We start from the raw sequence: 17,732 nt of genomic DNA, 5'->3' as shown, positions 1-17,732 counted from the left end.
TGCTTAAATCCCTGGGACAAGCCCAGGGATGACGCAGTGCAAGGCACTTTTCGCGAACTAAGGACGTTATACCCTCTCCGGATCACCCACCAGCAGCCCGATACCCGCCATGAGCGCATCCTCGTCATAAGGCTTCCGGATCACCGGCACATTGCCGAATTCATCCGGTACCATGCTGCCATCCGCATAACCGGTGGCAAAGAGGAAGGGGATGCCGCGGCGGTGGAGTTCCCGGGCGACGGGGATCGAGGTGTCGGAACCGAGATTGATGTCGAGAATGGCGACGTCAGGCACGTAGCTCTTCAGCTTTTCAATTGCCATCGCCGATGAGGTTGCTGTTTCGATCGTCTTGATGCCGTTGTCTTCCAGCATGTTTTCGACATCCATGGCGATCAGCATCTGGTCTTCGACAAGCAATATCTTCAACGGTTCCTCCCGATTGTAACGTCTGGCCTGCGGCACGATTTCTTCCTCGGTTTTTGCGGTGGAGGCCGCCATGGCCGATGAAACGTGGCGGGAGGGCAGGAGAATGTCCGCCTCCAGCCCGTCCGGCAAATATCGCATCGTGCTGCGCCCGCCGAGATCGTAGGGAATGCTGCGGCTGATGAGCGCCGTGCCGAAACCGGCGCGCGACGGCGTCGGCAGCTTGGTTGGCAGGGTTTCACGCCACTGGATTTCGCAATCGCCGTTCTCGTTGACGTCCCAGTTTACGTGCAACTGCCCGCTGGTCTGCGAAAGCGCACCGTATTTGGCGGCATTCGTTGCCAGTTCATGCAGAACCAAGGCCATGACGGAGAAAGCGCGCGAATCGAGCGTGACCTGCGGACCTGCAAGCTTCACCGTCGTTTCCGGCGAGCGATGCGGCGACAGTTCAGCTTCCAGCAGATCGCGCAACGCGCCGCCGCCTTCACCGCGAATGATCTGGTCATGGGCAAATGACAGCGCCTGAATGCGGCCCTTCAGCGCGCTCACATATTCCTGCAGCGTCTTGCCCTCCTGCGAGGGGTTGCCGACCAGCGATTTGATGATGGCGAGAACATTCTTGACGCGGTGATTAAGCTCCTCGTTCAGCATGCGCTGGCGCACTTCCGCGCGCTCCCTCTCGCCGGCCATCAGCTCGCTATGATGGAAGGCGACCTCGACAAGCGCAATTCTGGCCGCTTCGGCAATTTCCCGGTCGGCTTCTGACCAGGGCTGCGCCTGCAGGCGAACGGTTTCTTTCCAGATCGCGAAACTCTTGCGGGGGGTGAGGCGGTCGCCCAACGGGCCGGTCTCATAGGATTTTTCGGGATTGCCGGCCCAGTTCAGATTTTGAACGATCTCCTTGCGGAAAAACAGCAGATAGTCGTTCTTGACCTGCGACAAGGGAATGGCAAGCATCCCGGCGGCCGTGCCGGCATAGATTTCCGCTTCCGGTATGGCGTGCGACAGCGCATGGGTGGCCCAGACCTTACTTTCGGAAGCCGAGGCGACAAAGCGCGCCAGCCTTGGAATGGCATCCTGCGGCGGCGTTGCGCCATGGCCGTGCCAGTTGTTGCCAACCCAGAGCCCGACGCCATCACAGGGCATCAGCTCGGCAAAATCCTGGAAACTGTCGATCAGCAATTCTTCGATATTGGCGTGATGGGCGGCAAGCCGCAGGAAGCGGTCAAGTGCGGCATGGGCGTGGTTGACGGTATCGAGCCGGCGCTTCTGCTTCAGAACCTGCAAATGCATGGAGAAAAATTCTCCGAACATTTCGGCGGCGATCCGGACCGGCATCGTCAGCACGCGCGGAGAATAATGGTGACAGGCGATGAGGCCCCACAGCGCACCATCGACAATCACCGAAATCGACATGGAGGCGCCGACACCCATGTTGCGAAGATATTCGCAGTGGATGGGCGAGACGCTGCGCAGATGCGCGAAGGACAGATCAAGCGGTTCGCCGGAGGCGTCGAGAGCGGGCAGGACGGCAACGCGTGCACCGCTGGCATCGGAAATGATGCGCAGCGTGTTCTTGAGATAAAGCGCCCGGGCTTGCTGGGGTATGTCGCTCGCCGGAAAATATTGCCCGAGAAAGCTCTCCAGTTCCGGCTGTTTTGCCTCCGACACCACCTTGCCGGCCCCGTCTTCCTCAAAACGGTAGATCATCACCCGGTCATAACCCAAAGTCGCCTTTATCAGCCGGGTCGTCCTGGAAATCAGGCTTTCGACGCTGTCGGCCTCACGGATGCGGTCCACCATCTTGCGCGCCGTGCCAAGCGGCTGCGTTTCGCCTTGCGATGGTTCGAACTCGATGATGGTGGTGGACTTGTAGCGGTGCAGGGCAATATCGAAGCTGCGGCCATCGCTCATCTGCATGTTTGGAAGCATGGCGGGGCGGGTGGTTCTGCCGGTTACAGTCAGCGCGTTGCGAAGATCGTGGACAAGGTCCTTACCGAGCACCTCTTCGGCAGTCCTGCCGTTCAGATCGCCTTCGATGCTCAGGATATCGCGGCAGTTTTCCGAATGCCGCAGGACCATGCGCAGGGCATTGTCGCAGGCGATCAGACAGCCATGCGGTTGAATATAACCTGGAATGTGGATGGGTTCGCGATCGCAATTGGTCAGGTCGACTTGATAGTCAGTGGATGCCATGAAGAAGTCTTTCGCACCCTGTGTCCGGCTTGGTACTTGTCTTGTGTTGAAAATAGTCTGTTCGTCGAGGAACGGGGAAGCCTGAATAATTCATTCTGATATTGCCAACCCTTCCCCGTTTTCTTGCAACCGTGACGTCGCTTTTCCGTTAGTTGTTACGGCCCGCCGTCGCGTTATTGTTTTATCTCTACCCCTATCGGATAGAATTTGACATGGCGTAACGTTCGCAGTGCCGATTTTGTTCCAGCCTGTTTGAAAGAAAAAATGTGCCGCAGAAGACAATAACCATCTCCACCCAAGGACAGGGGCTCTACGAGTTCACATCCGAAGCCAATGGTTTCGTGAGAGGGAGCGGTGTGGACGAAGGCTTGCTGACAGTCTTTGTCCGGCACACATCCTGCTCGCTGCTTATTCAGGAAAATGCCGATCCGGATGTCCGGCGCGACCTCTCGATGTTCTTCTCCCGCCTCGTGCCGCCTTCGGACGATGCCTCGATGCGCTGGGTCATCCACACACTGGAAGGCCCTGACGATATGCCTGCACACATCAAATCGGCCCTGACGGCGGTTTCGATCGGCGTGCCTATCGGGCAGGGCAGGCTCGCGCTTGGCACCTGGCAGGGGATCTATCTTTTCGAGCATCGCGACCGGTCGCACCGCCGCGAAATCGTGCTGCATATCTCCACCTGATCTTCCATCCATGAATGGGTGTTTTGCCGTTAATAACCATGAACCCCTGCTGAACATGCGGTTCTGATAATGTTCAGACGGCTGGAACTAGGGTCTCCTCAATCGCTGAGGGACGTTCCCTGCCGGCGAAGAACAAATGGAGTGAGTTCATGTTCAACACCTTTGCAAAAGCCGGCCTTGCCGCTCTCATTGCCTTCGGCGGCATCTCCGCCACCGCTCCTGCGGCTTCCGCTGGCTCGGATGTTCAGTTCAGAGTTCAGGTTCAGGATGGCTATGGCCATGACAGAGGGCGCGGCTGGGGTCGTCCCGATCGCCCGCGCTTCGGCTGCTCGCCGCGCTTTGCGGAAGAAAAGGCAAGCCGCATGGGTCTTCGCCGTGCCCGCGTTGTTGACGTATCGCCGCGCCGCGTCGTGGTTGCAGGCTTCGACCGTCAGGGCCGTGACCGCATCGTTTTCGCCAATGAGCGTGGCTGCCCGGTCATCCGCCGCTAAAGCGGACAATATCGATCCGGTGACATCCCCGTCCGCCGGATGGATAAAAAATGCCCCTCGCTTGTCCGGAAAGGCAGGCGAGGGGCATTTCTTTTTTTAACCGGCCGATGCCGGATTTAGAACGGGCGGGAGGCGGCACGCAGGTGCCGCCCCTGACGTGTTCTTACTGTTCGAGGGCGAAGGTGACGTTGACCACCACGCTGTAATTGTTCTCACCCGAAGCGATCGGCACGCTGTCGGCTTCCTTCATCATCGACGCGCGCATCGCGCCGGCTGGCATCGGCATCGGGCGCTGCGAGTTTTCGCTGATCTGAATGACGCGGCCGAGCTTCACGCCTGCCGCTTCCGTCAGCGTCTTCGCCTTGGCGATCGCATCGGCCACGGCCTGTTTGCGGGCCTCGGTAACCGTGGCTTCGGGCTTGTCATTGGTGAAGGTGATATCACCGCCCTGATTGATGCCAAGCTTGACGGAGGTATCGAGGATCGCGCCGAGCTTCTTCAGGTCGCGCACCCGCACCGTCAGGCCGTTGGAAACCTGATAGCCGGTGATCTCAGGCGCAACATAAACGCCGTCCTTGGGCTCATAATGCTTGTAGAGCGGCTGTACCGAGAAATTGCTGGTCTGCAGATCCCGGTCTTCGATGGCGGCTTCTTTCAGCGCTTTCAGAACCTCGGCGAGCGCCTTGGAGTTTTCCGTAAGCGCCGCAGCTGCCGTTTCCGCCTGCTTGACGACGCTGAAGGACAGGATCGCCATATCAGGGGCAATGGCCGCCTGGCCTTCGCCGGAAACACTGATGGTGGCTTCGCGCGGGTTGGCTTCCTGTGCAAGCACCTGGCTGGCCAGCGGCACCATTGCTGCTGCGGTCAAAGCGGTGAGTGCGAAAAGGCGGGCCTTTTTTGTCGTCATGGTGTTTCCTCGTTGATTGTGTCCCTTTGGAGGGTATTGCCTTAGATTGTGTAGCTAATACGGCGGCGGTGCCTTGCGGAAGCATCAATGGCTTGTCGGGCTATAAAAATTACGTTAGAGCGTGACCCACCGGATTCGAACCATTGCGGAACCGGTATTTCGGATCACCTTGCTCCGATAAGGGCCTGTAGCTCAATGGTTAGAGCCGGCGGCTCATAACCGCTTGGTTGGGAGTTCGAGTCTCTCCAGGCCCACCATTTGCCTTCATATTTCGAATGAATTGGCGATTCCGCTCATCAGCTAGCGATGCTTCATTGATCATCGCCGCCTTCGACACCTTTTGCTCCATCCAACAAAAATCCGACCAGCCATTCAGACTGATCGGATCATCCAGAGCGAATTTTCAGCTATGCGGTCAGTTACAAACCCGCATGCTCTCCGTATGCCAGCCGCCGTCATAGGAATTCGGAACACGGCGGTCTTCGAACCAGCAGCGCGGGCGGGGCGGCGGTGGGGGTTCGTAGTAGCGGGGGGCGTTGTTGTTGCCGTTGGCGATGGCGCCGCCGATCAGGCCGCCGATGACGCCTGCGGCAAGGCCGCCGGCGATTGCGGCGCCATCATTGTGGCGGCGGTGTTCGCGGTAGGGCGGCGGGGGTGGGCCGCCACGGTCATAACCACGGTCGTAGCGCGGACGATAGGGATAATCCTGCGCGGCAGCGGTGCCGTAGGATGCGAAGACGCTGCCGGTGGCGACCAGCGCGGCAAGGGTGGAAAGAATGATCTTTTTCATCGGGGCTACTCCATAAGCCTGCCTTGGGAGATAGAGGCTCATTATGCCCGCATGATGGCACGGCTCTGCTGAACGGTTTGTGAATGTTTTGTTGTTCAGGGGTTCATGTTTTTGGCGTCGCTAAGGTCGGCGGGTTGAGGCGGGGCATTGTTTTGTCAGTCAAGAAAAAGCCCGGCGAAGGGCCGGGCTTTTTTATGCTTGATCCTGTTGGACAGGATCAGAATTTCACGCCGAGGCCCACCTTGACGGTGTGCTGGTCGAAATCGGTATTGACGCCAAAAATGTCCTTGTCGCCATAATCATTGTAGCGATATTCCAGCCGGCCGAACACATTGTCGGTGAAGGCGTAATCAAGACCTGCGCCAACGGTGAAGCCGTTGAATGTGGTGCTGTCCTTGCCGGCGCCGGGGGTTTCGATGAAACCGCGCGTGGCTGTCCAGCCGGCCGTGCCGTAGAGCAGGGCGCGGTCGAAGGCATAACCGACGCGGCCACGGACGGAGCCCTGCCAGTCGGTGCCGATCTGCACACCGGCATAGTCATTGTCATTCCAGTTATAATCGACGTCACCTTCGATGCCGACGACGAAATTATTGTCGAACTGGTAATTATAACCGGCAAAGGCACCCAGAATGCCGCCATCGAAATTATCCGAGGCGACGGGGCCGCCAGCCGAAAAATCGCCATTCGCCCAGCCCGCGCCGCCTTGAATACCAAGATAGGGACCAGACCAGGTGAAGACCGGCAGGGTTTCCTGCGCAACCGGAGGTGCCGGCGTTTCGTAGACGGCATCCGCGGCCATTGCGGTGCTGGCGGAAAGGGCCAGAAGTGACGTTACGATCAGCGTTTTCATCGTTATTCTCCCTGAGCTACTGTCGTCTATAGCATATATTAGTCACATTTAATATGGTCTCGGGCCTGGCAATTCCAAGAGGCGCTGTGTCCTCCGATGTTCTTGACTGTCGTGCCCGGATCGCGGCGATTTTTCTCGCCCCGCCATGCTGTTCTGATGCGGCGAACGTCCTCAGCGGCGTTTGGTTCCCTTTGTCTTTCCGTCAGTGGCCCGGCGAACTGGTCGTCCGGTGTCACGCTTGGTTGTCTTGACAGCCGGGGGCACGACCATAGAGTTGTGTCTGTCCGTGGCAGGACCGCTGCTTCGCCGCTCCAGCCGCTTCACATCGGAAAGGATGTGGAGAGCGGTTGAAACGTCGCTATCACGCCGGGTCGCCATGGACGGAAATGGGTAAGGGAGGGCAGCATCGCATGCGGGTTTGTTTTTATGAGGGAGGGGCGACGTGATCGTCGGAGCCGTTCTCAGTGCCATTCTTCTGCTGGTCCTCATTGCATTTCCGCGGCATCTCAAACCCGTCGTCATCTGCCTGCTGCTGATCTGGGGGGCGACGGCGGCCTTTGTCATTTATGACTGGTGGCGTGGCAGCCAGCGGCTCGGCCATGTCATTGCGACAGCCAGTTTCGATGCGGCCTGCCCGGATCCGGCTTTGCCCATTCGCGTCAGCTTCCGCAACGACAATGATGTGGCGGTGCAGCGCCTGACCTATACGCTCGAAGGGTTCGAGCCCGCCTTCCGCGCTTCCGTCGCCTTCGATCCCTATCAGGTGAGCGAGAGGCGCATCGAGGCGGGGGAGACTTTCGCCGCATGCCGGGCTTTCCGGTTGCGCAACAATGAAAGAGTGGAACCGCAGCGGCTGGAATGGCGTGTCACCGTTATTTCGGCGGAGTTTGACTAAGCGGCCGGGCGCGGTTCCCGTCATCACGGTATTTTGAGAATTTTCGCGCCGTTGCGCAGCCGCCGGTAAACCCTTGCGGCGCAACGGGTCTGCGAGGGCTGTCATCGAGCCACCGGCCATGCCCATGCTTGGTTTGGCCGGTGCCGGACTTGTTTTCGCCGGTTTGCGATGCCATCTCGCCCCCGTCCGATGAATGTCGCGGGTTGATGTTTTGCGTATCGTTTTGAAGTTTTTGAAAATCACGGCCATCGGTCTTGTCGCCCTGCCGGTTCTGGCGGGCGCGCATATGGGTATCGGCCAGCTGACCGGAAATTTCCACGAGGTCATCCCCGGCGAACTTTATCGTTCGGCCCAGCCGAGCGGCAAGGACATAGCAGCCTACGCCAAGTCCTACGGCATCAAGACCATCATCAACCTGCGCGATGAAAAGCGCGAGGGCTGGTATGACGCCGAAAGCCAAGCGGCGAAGAAAAACGGTATCCGGCTGGTCGATTTTCCGATGAGTTCTAGCGAAAAGCTTTCGCCGGAAGATGCGGAAACGCTGGTGGCCGTGCTGCAGAATGCAGAAAAACCGATCCTCATCCATTGCGAACACGGTGCCAACCGCACGGGGCTTGCCTCGGCGATCTATGTAGGAGCGGTGGCCGGCAAGGGCGAGGCGGCGGCCGAATTCCAGCTCTCGCCCTATTACGGGCATGTTCCTATCCCCGGTATCGGCAGATATGAGATGTACCAGTCATGGGATGATTTCGAGGAAACCATCGGTTTCTGAGGTTTAGCGCGTGGTAGTCACCCCGGACTTGATCCGGGGTCCAGCACTATCCAAGTCCCTGATCGTGAGAAACTCTTTTCACGGCGCAGACGCGTCGTGGCTGGATGCCGGCTCAAGGCCGGCATGACGGAAGGTGTTGACGCCTCAATAATCCCCGCCGTTTTCCGCAATCACCTTCGTCAGGCTTCCCGTGGCCGGGAAAAGCGGAATGAGGCAGGCCTGTAGCGCGTGGTAGATATCGCCCTTGCCGGGGAACAGCGTATGCGCCGGAACCAGATTTTCCGTCAGTTCCTCGTGCCAGCCGCCATTGTCATGGTCGATGAAGTTGTTGGCGATGGTGCTCCAGATGCGGCGGTAGCTGTCTTCATAGAAGGGGTCCGCCGGCAGGTTTTCGTTGAGGAAGTGGGCGGCACCCGCCGCCTCGCACATCGGCCACCAGAGTTTTGCCCGCTTGTCGGGATTGTCGTTCCAGTCGAGCGTATAAAAGAAGCCGCCCTTTTCGCGGTCCCAGCCCAGCGCCATGGATTGCACGAACAGCGATTTTGCGGCGACCGGCATCCAGTCATGGCGGCGTTCGCCCAGTATCCATAATTGCAGGATGAGGCGTGCCCATTCCAGCCAGTGGCCGGGGGTGGAGCCGGAGGGGCGGAACATTTCATTGCCGCGATACGCCTTGTCGAGCGTCCAGTTCTCGTCGAAATGCTCCGGCACACGGAAGTCCAGCTCGCCGGCGCGGCGGCGGATGACAAGATCGGCGATGCGTTCGGCCTTGCTGAGATAGTTGCTGTCGCCTGTCGCCTCGTAGGCGGCCATCAGCGCTTCGGTCAGGTGCATGTTGGAGTTCTGGCCGCGGTAATTCTCGATGGGTGACCAGTCGCGGTTGAATTCCTCGGCGATGGCGCCGTGTTTTTCTTCCCAGAAACGGGTTTCCAGCACATCGGTGATGTCGGCCAGCATCTGGTCGGCCAGCGGGTGGCCGACGGTCTTGGCGGAAGAGGCGGCCAGAAGCACGAAGGCATGGCCATAACCCTGCTTGGTGGCGTCGACAGGGCCGGCATCGTTCACCTGCCAGAAATAACCGCCATGCTCGTTGTCACGGTGTTTGTTCCAGAGATAGGTCATGCCGTGGTCGACGATATCGCCGCAGCCCGGCCGGCCGAGCAGATGGCCAATGGAGAAGCAGTGCACCATGCGGGCCGAAGCGTGGATGCCGCGCACCGGATCGTCTTTCTGCAGCGGCGCGCCCTTGGGATCGAGGTCGAAAAAGCCGCCGGCGGAATTCACGGCACGGTACTGGAAGAAATCGAAAAGTCCCTCGGCCTGTTTCACCAGCCATTGGCGGTGCCAGGGCAGGGTGTTCCAGTTGCGGCTGTTATGATCTTCCTCGGGCATTCTCGTCCTCCATGCGGTTTGCTGCATTGGCTTATATCCTTGCCGTATAAACCTGTCATCTGTCAGTGAAATTTCGTAGTCTGTCGCAACGGCGCAAAGCTATGCCTGTCCCTTGAAGATATATTGACATAAACATATCTTTATGTGACTTGACGGCTTGCGATCTTGCAAATCGAAATGAGGAGTGTGCCCGTGTTTGACGACCTGTTTGGCCCCGAAGGGGCAAAGCGCGACGGCGCGGAAATTTTCAAGGCGCTGCGCGAGGCCGCAAGCGAACGCATCCTCATTCTCGATGGCGCCATGGGCACGCAGATCCAGGGTCTCGGTTTTGACGAAGACCATTTCCGCGGTGACCGTTTTATCGGTTGTGCCTGTCACCAGAAGGGCAATAACGACCTTCTGATCCTGACCCAGCCGGATGCAATCGAGGAAATCCATTATCGCTACGCCATGGCGGGTGCGGATATTCTTGAAACCAACACGTTTTCGTCGACGCGTATCGCGCAGGCTGATTACGAGATGGAAAATGCCGTCTACGACCTCAACCGCGAAGGTGCGGCGATTGTTCGCCGCGCCGCCCAGCGCGCCGAGCGGGAAGACGGACGCCGCCGTTTCGTGGCCGGCGCCATCGGCCCGACCAACCGCACGGCCTCGATTTCGCCTGATGTCAACAATCCCGGTTATCGTGCCGTCAGTTTCGATGACCTGCGTATTGCTTATGGCGAGCAGATCGATGGTCTGATCGATGGTGGTGCGGATATCATCCTCATCGAGACGATTTTCGATACGCTGAACGCCAAGGCGGCGATCTTTGCCTGCGAGGAGCGTTTCGAGGCGAAGGGCATCCGCCTGCCGGTGATGATCTCCGGCACGATTACCGACCTTTCCGGCCGCACGCTTTCCGGCCAGACGCCGTCCGCTTTCTGGAACTCGGTGCGCCACGCCAACCCCTTCACCATCGGGCTTAACTGCGCGCTTGGTGCGGATGCCATGCGTCCGCATCTGCAGGAATTGTCTGACGTGGCAGACACTTTCGTCTGCGCCTATCCCAATGCCGGCCTGCCGAATGAATTCGGCCAATATGACGAAACGCCTGAGATGATGGCGCGTCAGGTGGAAGGTTTCGTTCGCGACGGTCTCGTTAACATCGTCGGCGGCTGCTGCGGCTCGACGCCGGAGCATATCCGGGCGATTGCGGAATCCGTGAAGGGTTACAAGCCGCGCGAGATTCCCGCGCATGTGCCCTTCATGTCGCTTTCGGGCCTTGAGCCTTTCGTGCTGACCAAGGACATTCCTTTCGTCAATGTCGGCGAGCGCACCAACGTTACCGGCTCGGCCCGCTTCCGCAAGCTCATCACCGCCGGCGATTACACGGCGGCGCTCGCCGTCGCCCGCGATCAGGTGGAAAACGGTGCCCAGATCATCGACATCAACATGGATGAAGGCCTGATCGATTCCGAGAAGGCGATGGTGGAATTCCTGAACCTCATCGCCGCCGAGCCTGACATCGCCCGCGTGCCGGTCATGATCGACAGCTCCAAGTTCGAGATTATCGAGGCTGGTCTGAAATGCGTTCAGGGCAAGTCGATCGTCAATTCCATTTCGTTGAAGGAAGGCGAAGAGAAGTTTCTCCAGCAGGCGCGGCTTGTCCACAATTACGGTGCGGCCGTCGTGGTCATGGCCTTTGATGAGGTCGGGCAGGCGGATACCTATCAGCGCAAGGTGGAAATCTGCGCGCGCGCCTACAAGCTGCTGACGGAAAAGGCGGGCCTGTCGCCGGAAGACATCATCTTCGACCCGAATGTGTTCGCCGTGGCGACCGGCATCGAAGAGCACAATAATTACGGCGTGGACTTCATCGAGGCCACAAAGACCATCCGCGAAACCATGCCGCTGACGCATATTTCCGGCGGTGTTTCCAACCTGTCCTTCTCCTTCCGCGGCAACGAGCCGGTGCGCGAGGCGATGCATGCCGTGTTCCTCTACCATGCCATTCAGGTGGGCATGGATATGGGCATCGTTAATGCCGGGCAGCTTGCGGTTTACGACAATATCGATGCGGAACTGCGCGAGGCCTGCGAGGACGTGGTGCTGAACCGTCGCGACGATGCGACCGAGCGTCTGCTTGAAGTGGCGGAGCGTTTCCGCGGCACGGGCGCCAAGGACACCAAGGTACAGGATCTTTCCTGGCGCGAGCTTCCGGTCGAGAAGCGGCTGGAACATGCGCTGGTCAACGGTATCACCGACTATATCGAGGCCGATACGGAAGAGGCGCGCCAGAAGGCTGCCCGTCCTCTGCACGTCATCGAAGGGCCACTGATGGCCGGCATGAACGTGGTCGGCGATCTCTTCGGCTCGGGCAAGATGTTCCTGCCGCAGGTGGTGAAATCAGCCCGTGTGATGAAGCAGGCGGTTGCCGTGCTTTTGCCTTACATGGAAGAGGAAAAGCGCCAGAATGGCGGCTCCGAGCGCAGTGCCGCCGGCAAGGTGCTGATGGCGACCGTGAAGGGCGATGTGCACGATATCGGCAAGAACATCGTCGGCGTCGTTCTCGCCTGCAATAATTACGAGATCATCGATCTCGGCGTCATGGTGCCGACGACGAAGATCCTTGAGACGGCGATTGCCGAAAAGGTGGATGTGATCGGCCTTTCCGGCCTCATCACCCCATCGCTGGATGAAATGGTGCATGTAGCCGCCGAAATGGAGCGGCAGGGTTTCGATATTCCGCTGTTGATCGGCGGCGCGACGACCAGCCGTGTGCATACGGCGGTGAAAATCCATCCGCGTTACGAGGCGGGGCAGGCGATCTATGTGACGGATGCTTCGCGTGCGGTAGGCGTCGTGTCGGCGCTTCTCTCGGCCGAGCAGAAGCCTGCTTATATCGATGGCATCCGCAGCGAATATGCGAAGGTGGCGGAAGCCCATGCCCGCAACGAGCGCGAAAAGCAGCGTCTGCCGCTGTCCCGCGCCCGTGAGAATGCGCACAAGATCGACTGGTCGAGCTACAGCGTCGTCAAGCCGCAGTTCTTCGGCACCAGGGTATTCGAAACCTATGATCTGGAAGAGCTTTCCCGTTACATCGACTGGACGCCGTTCTTCCAGACCTGGGAATTGAAGGGTCGTTTCCCGGCGATCCTTGAAGACGAAAAGCAGGGCGAGGCGGCGCGGCAGCTTTATGCCGATGCGCAGGCAATGCTTGCGAAGATCATCGAGGAGAAGTGGTTCCGGCCGCGCGCGGTGATCGGCTTCTGGCCGGCCAATGCGGTGGGCGACGATATCAAGCTGTTTACGGATGAAAGCCGCAGGCAAGAGCTCGCCACCTTCTTCACGCTGCGCCAGCAGCTTTCCAAGCGCGACGGTCGTCCCAATGTGGCGCTGTCGGATTTCGTGGCGCCTGTCGATAGCGGCGTTGCCGATTATGTTGGTGGCTTCGTGGTGACGGCGGGCATCGAGGAAGTGGCGATTGCCGAGCGCTTCGAGCGGGCCAATGACGATTATTCGTCCATCCTCGTCAAGGCGCTGGCCGACCGTTTTGCCGAAGCCTTTGCCGAGCGCATGCATGAGCGGGTGCGCAAGGAATTCTGGGGTTATGCGCCGGACGAGGCTCTTGGCGGCGATGACCTGATCGGCGAAGCCTATGCCGGTATTCGCCCTGCACCCGGCTATCCGGCGCAGCCCGATCATACCGAAAAGAAGACGCTGTTTGCCCTGCTCGACGCCACCAATGCGGCGGGTGTGGAACTGACGGAAAGCTATGCCATGTGGCCGGGATCCTCGGTCTCCGGCATCTATATCGGTCATCCCGAGAGCTATTATTTCGGTGTCGCCAAGGTGGAGCGGGACCAGGTTCTCGACTATGCGCGCCGCAAGGATATGCCTGTCACAGAGGTCGAGCGCTGGCTCGGGCCGGTACTTAACTACGTGCCGACAAATGGCGCTGAGGAAATCGACAGCGCGGCCTGATGTTTCGGGCGTCGTTGCTGCAAAAAGAGCGCGGGTCCTGCCCGCGCTTTTTTGTTGGCCGTTGCGCTTACGATCTCAGCGCCGCCAGTTCCTCGATGCCGACATGGCTTTCGACCTCGCTGCCGCGCAGATAGAGGTAAAGGCCAATGCAGAAGGCAAGCACGGCGATGAAGACCAGATACCAGGCATGGGCCATGGGATTGATGGCGAGCGCGGTCGTCACTCCGATCGGCGTCAGCCCACCGAAGATGGCATAGGAGACGTTGTAGGCGAAGGAGAGGCCGGAGAAGCGGACCGATGCCGGGAAGGCGCGGACCATGACATAGGGTACGGCTCCCGCCATGCCGACCGAAAGGCCCATGACGCCGTAGAGAATGAACATGGTTTCAAGCGACGCGCCGGCATAGCTGTAGAAGGTGAAGGTGGCGATGCCAAAGAAGATGCTGGCAGCCATGAAGAAAATGCCGGAGCCGACACGGTCGATCAATGCACCGGCGATAATGACGCCGAAAATCAGAAACAGCGTGCCGAAGCTGGTGCCAGCCAGCGCCTGCGTCGGGGTGTAGCCATAAAGCTTCTGCAGAAAGGTGGCCGTCATCAGCGTGGTCACCACGATGGCCGCCGACAGAACCCAGGTGAGCAGGGCGGAAATGATGACGCCGCGCATATGGTGCTTCAGCACCAGCCCGAGCGGCAGCTTGTCCGTCAGCGACTTCGATTTTTTCATCTCGTTGAAGATCGGCGTCTCTTCCAGCCAGCGGCGCAGATAGACGGCGATCAGGCCGAAAATCCCGCCGAGCAGGAAGGGAATACGCCATGCATAACCGGCAACATCTTCCGGCGAAAAGAGCGAGTTGATGGCAAAGGCAATCAGCGAGCCCAGCATGATGCCGAAGGAGAGGCCGGATGTCAGGAAGCCGCAGGCAAGCCCGACACGACGGAAAGGCACGTGTTCGGCAACGAAGGTCCAGGCGCCCGGCACTTCACCGCCAATGGCTGCACCCTGCAGCATGCGCAGGATGATGAGCAGGATTGGGGCAGCGACGCCGATGGTGGCATAGGTCGGCATCAGCGCCATGCCCAGCGTGGAGAGCGCCATCAGGAGGATGGAGAAGGCAAAGACGCGCTTTCGGCCATAACGGTCGCCATAATGCGCCAGAACGATGCCGCCGAGCGGTCGCACCAGATAACCGGCGGCGAAGATGCCGAAGGTCTGGATCATCACCAGCCAGTCCGGCATTTCCGGCGGAAAGAACAGGTGGCCGATGACGGTGGCGAAAAACACGAAAATGATGAAATCGTAAAATTCGAGCGCGCCGCCCAGGGCCGAAAGACCCAGAGTTCTGTAATCCTGGCTGTTCAGGGGCCGGGCAGCTGCCGGTGTGCTGGTGGGAGACATAGGCCTGCTTCTTTTTCTAATTCACATGTTGCTAATGGGCATGCTGCAAGAGAAGCGCGATTTCAAGCTTTATCGGTTCTCAATCGCTTATGAATTTTGATGGACGATCGAGAAAGCGCCGCAGGAAAGTGATGTTCTCCAACTCGTCATAGAGGCGTTCGGTGATGCCATCCTCATCGAAATAATAGATCGTCGCTTCCGGAATGGCCAAAAGCACCGGTGAGTGGGTGGCGATGATCAGCTGTCCGCCACTGTCGGCGGCGTGGCGGATGATGGCCGCAAGCTCCAGCTGTTTTTGCGGTGAAAGCGGGCTTTCGGGTTCGTCGAGGAAATAGAGGCCGGCACCATGTACCCGCTGCTGCATGATATCGAGAAAGCCTTCGCCATGCGACCGACGGTCGATGGTGTTGTTCCTGACGATCCTGCGAAAGGTCTCCGGGGTTTCTTCCGGAAAGTCCTCGCCTTTTTTCAAGGCTTTTTCCCGCTCCCAGCGAAAGTCGTCCAGCGTCTCTTCATTCAGCCGGCGGACATAGCCAAGCACATCTTCGGCGCGCATGAACATGCGGATCTTCGGATATTTCTTGCGGGCGAAATAAAAGGCCCTTGCCACGGTCTCGGCATGCTGAAGATAAAGATCACCCGAAACCTGGCCATGGTTACCGATGGCATAGGCCGTCATTCCGGCCGCCAGTCCTTCCAGCAGCGTTGATTTACCCGAACCATTATTGCCGGCAAAAAAAGTGATCGGCGTTTTGAACTCGAGGCGTTCCAGATGGCGCACCGCCGGAACCGAGAAAGGATATTCATCCCGTCCGCCCGGGGTTTCTTTCATGGTTACGCTATCGAGAAACAGCATGTCGCGGTCCTTGCATCTCATCCGTCATGTTCACCGACGTTGCGCTCTGTCGCATCATCGCGGCGCTGTGCTCAAAGCAATTGCGTGTGATTGCGGCTTAACGTGGGGCGCTGTTCGCACCAATGGTTTACAGTGTTGGCGGAGATACGTCATGTCGCATCGTTAGAATTCCATTTTATTATAAATTAGTGGACCTAATTCCAAGTAACAAATCGATATATATTAGATATATACAATATATATCTTGAATTTAAGATGTTATCGTAAGTATATAATTCAAATTAATTCAGTAATGCCAGTTGTCATCATTCTCGTTGTTGTTGGAGAGAGTGAATGAAGCATATTGCGCTTTTTTCGGTCGTATTTCTATTTTCCGCGATATTCGTGGGCGAAGCTGAGGCGCGGAAGTCTCGGTTTTTTGCCATCCCCGGATTCGGTGGCGGCGAGACCATCGATCTCGTTTATGATCTGCCGGACAGCGAGCCTTTTCTTCGCGACGGTGAAGCATTCGACGTTGGTTATCTCAACAGCGGGGATAGGAGCGGTTATGTGCTGTATCGTGACGAGCGTTACAGCAGGCTCAGCGATGCTGACATCGCCAGGCTGAAGGCGACGCTTGGTTTTGATCCGACGACAAAAGATCGCATGGAGCGGGCGGCGAGGGACAGTGACGCGCCCTGGAACCTCGTGATTATCATAGCGGTCGCAATTATTGGCATCTTTGTGCTTGTTCACAAGGGCATGCAGCTCGTGCGGTGGGTTTCGCGATTGGCGACGACCTCCGCAGTCACCGGAAGTAAGCAGCAGCAGGAGGAGGACGTCCCCGACCCGCTTGAGGTCCGCACGAAACAGCTGGTAAACCGTCAGTGGAGCGGTAGCCAGACGGATCACGTGACGCGTATCCCGGCAGCATCGTCGGTCCATGCATCTGCCCCGGGAGCCGCTCCGGTCCGGGCGTTCGGGCGCAGGGGTGCCTGACCTGGACGCAATTCGCGAATCAGGTGGTTGCGGGAGCCTGCACTACTCGAACCGGTCGATGATGCTGATGCCGCTTTCCTGGAAACTGTTCATGGCGGGCAGGGCCGTGATGGCGTCGGAGAGGCTGATGTGGCGGCCGATCAGTTTTTCCGGTGCGAGCTTGCCGCTTTCGATCATGGCCAGCATATCTTCGTAACGCCACGCCTGCATGCCGTGGCTGCCATAAATCTCCAGCTCGTGAGCGATGACCCGGGCCATGGGGATGGCGGGCATGGCATGATCGGCCAACATGAGGCCGACCTGCACATGCCGTCCGCGCCGGCGCAGATTGCTGATGGAATTGCAGCAGGTCTGCGGGTGGCCAAGCGCATCGATTGACACATGCGCACCGCCGCCCGTCACATCGCGCACCGCTTCCGAAACATCGGCGACCGAGCGGCTGTTGATGGTGGCTGTCGCGCCGAGCTGTCGGGCGAGTTCGAGCTTGTCTTCGGCAATGTCGATGGCGACGACCTGCGCGCCGAGACCTGCGCCGATCATGATGGCGGAGAGGCCGACGCCGCCGCAGCCGTGCACCGCCAGCCATTCGCCACCCTTTAGCCGTCCCTGATCGGTCACGGCGCGGAAGGAGGTGGCAAAACGGCAGCCGAGGCCGGCGGCAGTGGCGTAGCTCATCGTATCAGGCAGATGCACGAGGTTCTGGTCGGCATAGTCGATGGCGACATATTCGGCGAAGGAACCCCAATGGGTGAAGCCCGGCTGGAACTGCGCCTCGCAGACCTGCTGGTTGCCGGAGCGGCATTCATGGCAGTGGCCGCAGCCGGAAACGAAAGGCACCGTAACACGGTCGCCTGTCTTGAAACGGGTGACGTTCTTGCCGACCGCGGCTATGACGCCGGCGAATTCATGGCCTGGAACATGCGGCAGGCGGATATCCGTGTCATGCCCCATCCAGCCATGCCAGTCGCTGCGGCAGAGGCCTGTCGCTTTTACCTCGATGACCACGCCACTATCGGTCGGTTCCGGATCGGGCAGGGATGCAACGACAGGGGTCTCGCCGAATCGTTCGTAAAAAAGCGCGCGCATCATGGCCTCATATCGCTGGCATGCAGGTTCGAGTTCAATACC

Annotated in this window: 14 protein-coding genes and 1 tRNA gene; 7 read left to right on the top strand and 8 right to left on the bottom strand. The window is 58.9% G+C overall.

Going from position 1 to position 17,732, the window contains the following annotated elements; all coding sequences use genetic code 11:
* Positions 1 to 66: 66 nt before the first annotated feature.
* The gene (locus tag PL640_RS12820; protein WP_271362199.1) at positions 67 to 2,619 is read right to left on the bottom strand and encodes an HWE histidine kinase domain-containing protein; all 2,553 of its coding nucleotides are present in this window, start codon (positions 2,617 to 2,619) and stop codon (positions 67 to 69) included.
* A 266-nt stretch (positions 2,620 to 2,885) separates the two neighbouring features.
* Here PL640_RS12820 and PL640_RS12815 point away from each other — a divergent pair, with 266 nt between their 5' ends.
* Both PL640_RS12815 and PL640_RS12810 read left to right on the top strand, forming a co-directional pair.
* Positions 2,886 to 3,308 (top strand): secondary thiamine-phosphate synthase enzyme YjbQ, encoded by a 423-nt coding sequence (locus tag PL640_RS12815; RefSeq protein ID WP_271362198.1) that lies wholly within the window; start codon positions 2,886 to 2,888, stop codon positions 3,306 to 3,308.
* A gap of 149 nt (positions 3,309 to 3,457) precedes the next feature.
* Positions 3,458 to 3,799 (top strand): hypothetical protein, encoded by a 342-nt coding sequence (locus tag PL640_RS12810; RefSeq protein WP_142840317.1) that lies wholly within the window; start codon positions 3,458 to 3,460, stop codon positions 3,797 to 3,799.
* A 163-nt stretch (positions 3,800 to 3,962) separates the two neighbouring features.
* On the opposite strand, the gene PL640_RS12805 is transcribed toward PL640_RS12810, so the two are convergent.
* Complete coding sequence (locus tag PL640_RS12805) at positions 3,963 to 4,706, bottom strand: SIMPL domain-containing protein (protein WP_142840316.1); 744 nt, start codon at positions 4,704 to 4,706, stop codon at positions 3,963 to 3,965.
* Positions 4,707 to 4,887: 181 nt separating this feature from the next.
* Here PL640_RS12805 and PL640_RS12800 point away from each other — a divergent pair.
* Positions 4,888 to 4,963 (top strand) — tRNA-Ile (locus tag PL640_RS12800).
* A gap of 158 nt (positions 4,964 to 5,121) precedes the next feature.
* Here PL640_RS12800 and PL640_RS12795 read toward each other — a convergent pair.
* Positions 5,122 to 5,496, bottom strand: a complete 375-nt coding sequence (locus PL640_RS12795) for a hypothetical protein (RefSeq protein WP_046798015.1) — start codon at positions 5,494 to 5,496, stop codon at positions 5,122 to 5,124.
* Between the two features lie 217 nt (positions 5,497 to 5,713).
* A complete protein-coding gene (locus PL640_RS12790; protein ID WP_052818041.1) occupies positions 5,714 to 6,346 on the bottom strand; it encodes an outer membrane protein in 633 nt (210 codons plus the stop codon).
* A gap of 442 nt (positions 6,347 to 6,788) precedes the next feature.
* Between PL640_RS12790 and PL640_RS12785 the strand changes: the two genes are divergently transcribed.
* Both PL640_RS12785 and PL640_RS12780 read left to right on the top strand, forming a co-directional pair.
* Entirely contained in the window at positions 6,789 to 7,241 is a 453-nt protein-coding gene (locus tag PL640_RS12785) for a hypothetical protein (RefSeq protein WP_142840314.1), read from the top strand.
* Between the two features lie 211 nt (positions 7,242 to 7,452).
* Positions 7,453 to 8,013, top strand: coding sequence for a dual specificity protein phosphatase family protein (locus PL640_RS12780; protein WP_271362197.1), 561 nt, complete (start codon positions 7,453 to 7,455; stop codon positions 8,011 to 8,013).
* Between the two features lie 144 nt (positions 8,014 to 8,157).
* On the opposite strand, the gene PL640_RS12775 is transcribed toward PL640_RS12780, so the two are convergent.
* Positions 8,158 to 9,405 (bottom strand): AGE family epimerase/isomerase, encoded by a 1,248-nt coding sequence (locus tag PL640_RS12775; RefSeq protein WP_271362196.1) that lies wholly within the window; start codon positions 9,403 to 9,405, stop codon positions 8,158 to 8,160.
* 192 nt (positions 9,406 to 9,597) lie between these two features.
* On the opposite strand from PL640_RS12775, the gene metH reads away from it, so the two are divergent.
* Positions 9,598 to 13,371, top strand: coding sequence for a methionine synthase (gene metH, locus PL640_RS12770; RefSeq protein ID WP_271362195.1), 3,774 nt, complete (start codon positions 9,598 to 9,600; stop codon positions 13,369 to 13,371).
* 67 nt (positions 13,372 to 13,438) lie between these two features.
* Here metH and PL640_RS12765 read toward each other — a convergent pair whose 3' ends face one another.
* Positions 13,439 to 14,770, bottom strand: coding sequence for an MFS transporter (locus PL640_RS12765; protein WP_271362194.1), 1,332 nt, complete (start codon positions 14,768 to 14,770; stop codon positions 13,439 to 13,441).
* Positions 14,771 to 14,849: 79 nt separating this feature from the next.
* A complete protein-coding gene (locus PL640_RS12760) occupies positions 14,850 to 15,626 on the bottom strand; it encodes an AAA family ATPase (protein WP_142840680.1) in 777 nt (258 codons plus the stop codon).
* A gap of 333 nt (positions 15,627 to 15,959) precedes the next feature.
* On the opposite strand from PL640_RS12760, the gene PL640_RS12755 reads away from it, so the two are divergent.
* Positions 15,960 to 16,604, top strand: coding sequence for a hypothetical protein (locus tag PL640_RS12755; RefSeq protein WP_271362193.1), 645 nt, complete (start codon positions 15,960 to 15,962; stop codon positions 16,602 to 16,604).
* A gap of 42 nt (positions 16,605 to 16,646) precedes the next feature.
* Here the strand turns inward: PL640_RS12755 and PL640_RS12750 are convergent, their stop codons facing one another.
* Positions 16,647 to 17,690 (bottom strand): zinc-dependent alcohol dehydrogenase family protein, encoded by a 1,044-nt coding sequence (locus PL640_RS12750; protein WP_271362192.1) that lies wholly within the window; start codon positions 17,688 to 17,690, stop codon positions 16,647 to 16,649.
* Between the last annotated feature and the right edge of the window lie 42 nt (positions 17,691 to 17,732).

This window comes from Agrobacterium sp. ST15.16.024, assembly GCF_027956545.1.
Taxonomy (GTDB): Bacteria; Pseudomonadota; Alphaproteobacteria; order Rhizobiales; family Rhizobiaceae; genus Agrobacterium; species Agrobacterium cucumeris.
Note: the sequence above shows the minus strand (reverse complement) of the source record. Positions and strands in the feature narration are given on the sequence as shown.

Excerpts from the sequence above, each read along its gene's own strand:
- PL640_RS12820 (WP_271362199.1), bottom strand. The coding sequence starts at position 2,619 with ATGGCATCCACTGACTATCAAGTCGACCTGACCAATTGCGATCGCGAA.
- PL640_RS12810 (WP_142840317.1), top strand. The coding sequence starts at position 3,458 with ATGTTCAACACCTTTGCAAAAGCCGGCCTTGCCGCTCTCATTGCCTTC.
- PL640_RS12805 (WP_142840316.1), bottom strand. The coding sequence starts at position 4,706 with ATGACGACAAAAAAGGCCCGCCTTTTCGCACTCACCGCTTTGACCGCA.
- PL640_RS12795 (WP_046798015.1), bottom strand. The coding sequence starts at position 5,496 with ATGAAAAAGATCATTCTTTCCACCCTTGCCGCGCTGGTCGCCACCGGC.
- PL640_RS12790 (WP_052818041.1), bottom strand. The coding sequence starts at position 6,346 with ATGAAAACGCTGATCGTAACGTCACTTCTGGCCCTTTCCGCCAGCACC.
- PL640_RS12775 (WP_271362196.1), bottom strand. The coding sequence starts at position 9,405 with ATGCCCGAGGAAGATCATAACAGCCGCAACTGGAACACCCTGCCCTGG.
- PL640_RS12765 (WP_271362194.1), bottom strand. The coding sequence starts at position 14,770 with ATGTCTCCCACCAGCACACCGGCAGCTGCCCGGCCCCTGAACAGCCAG.
- PL640_RS12760 (WP_142840680.1), bottom strand. The coding sequence starts at position 15,626 with ATGCTGTTTCTCGATAGCGTAACCATGAAAGAAACCCCGGGCGGACGG.
- PL640_RS12755 (WP_271362193.1), top strand. The coding sequence starts at position 15,960 with ATGAAGCATATTGCGCTTTTTTCGGTCGTATTTCTATTTTCCGCGATA.
- PL640_RS12750 (WP_271362192.1), bottom strand. The coding sequence starts at position 17,690 with ATGCGCGCGCTTTTTTACGAACGATTCGGCGAGACCCCTGTCGTTGCA.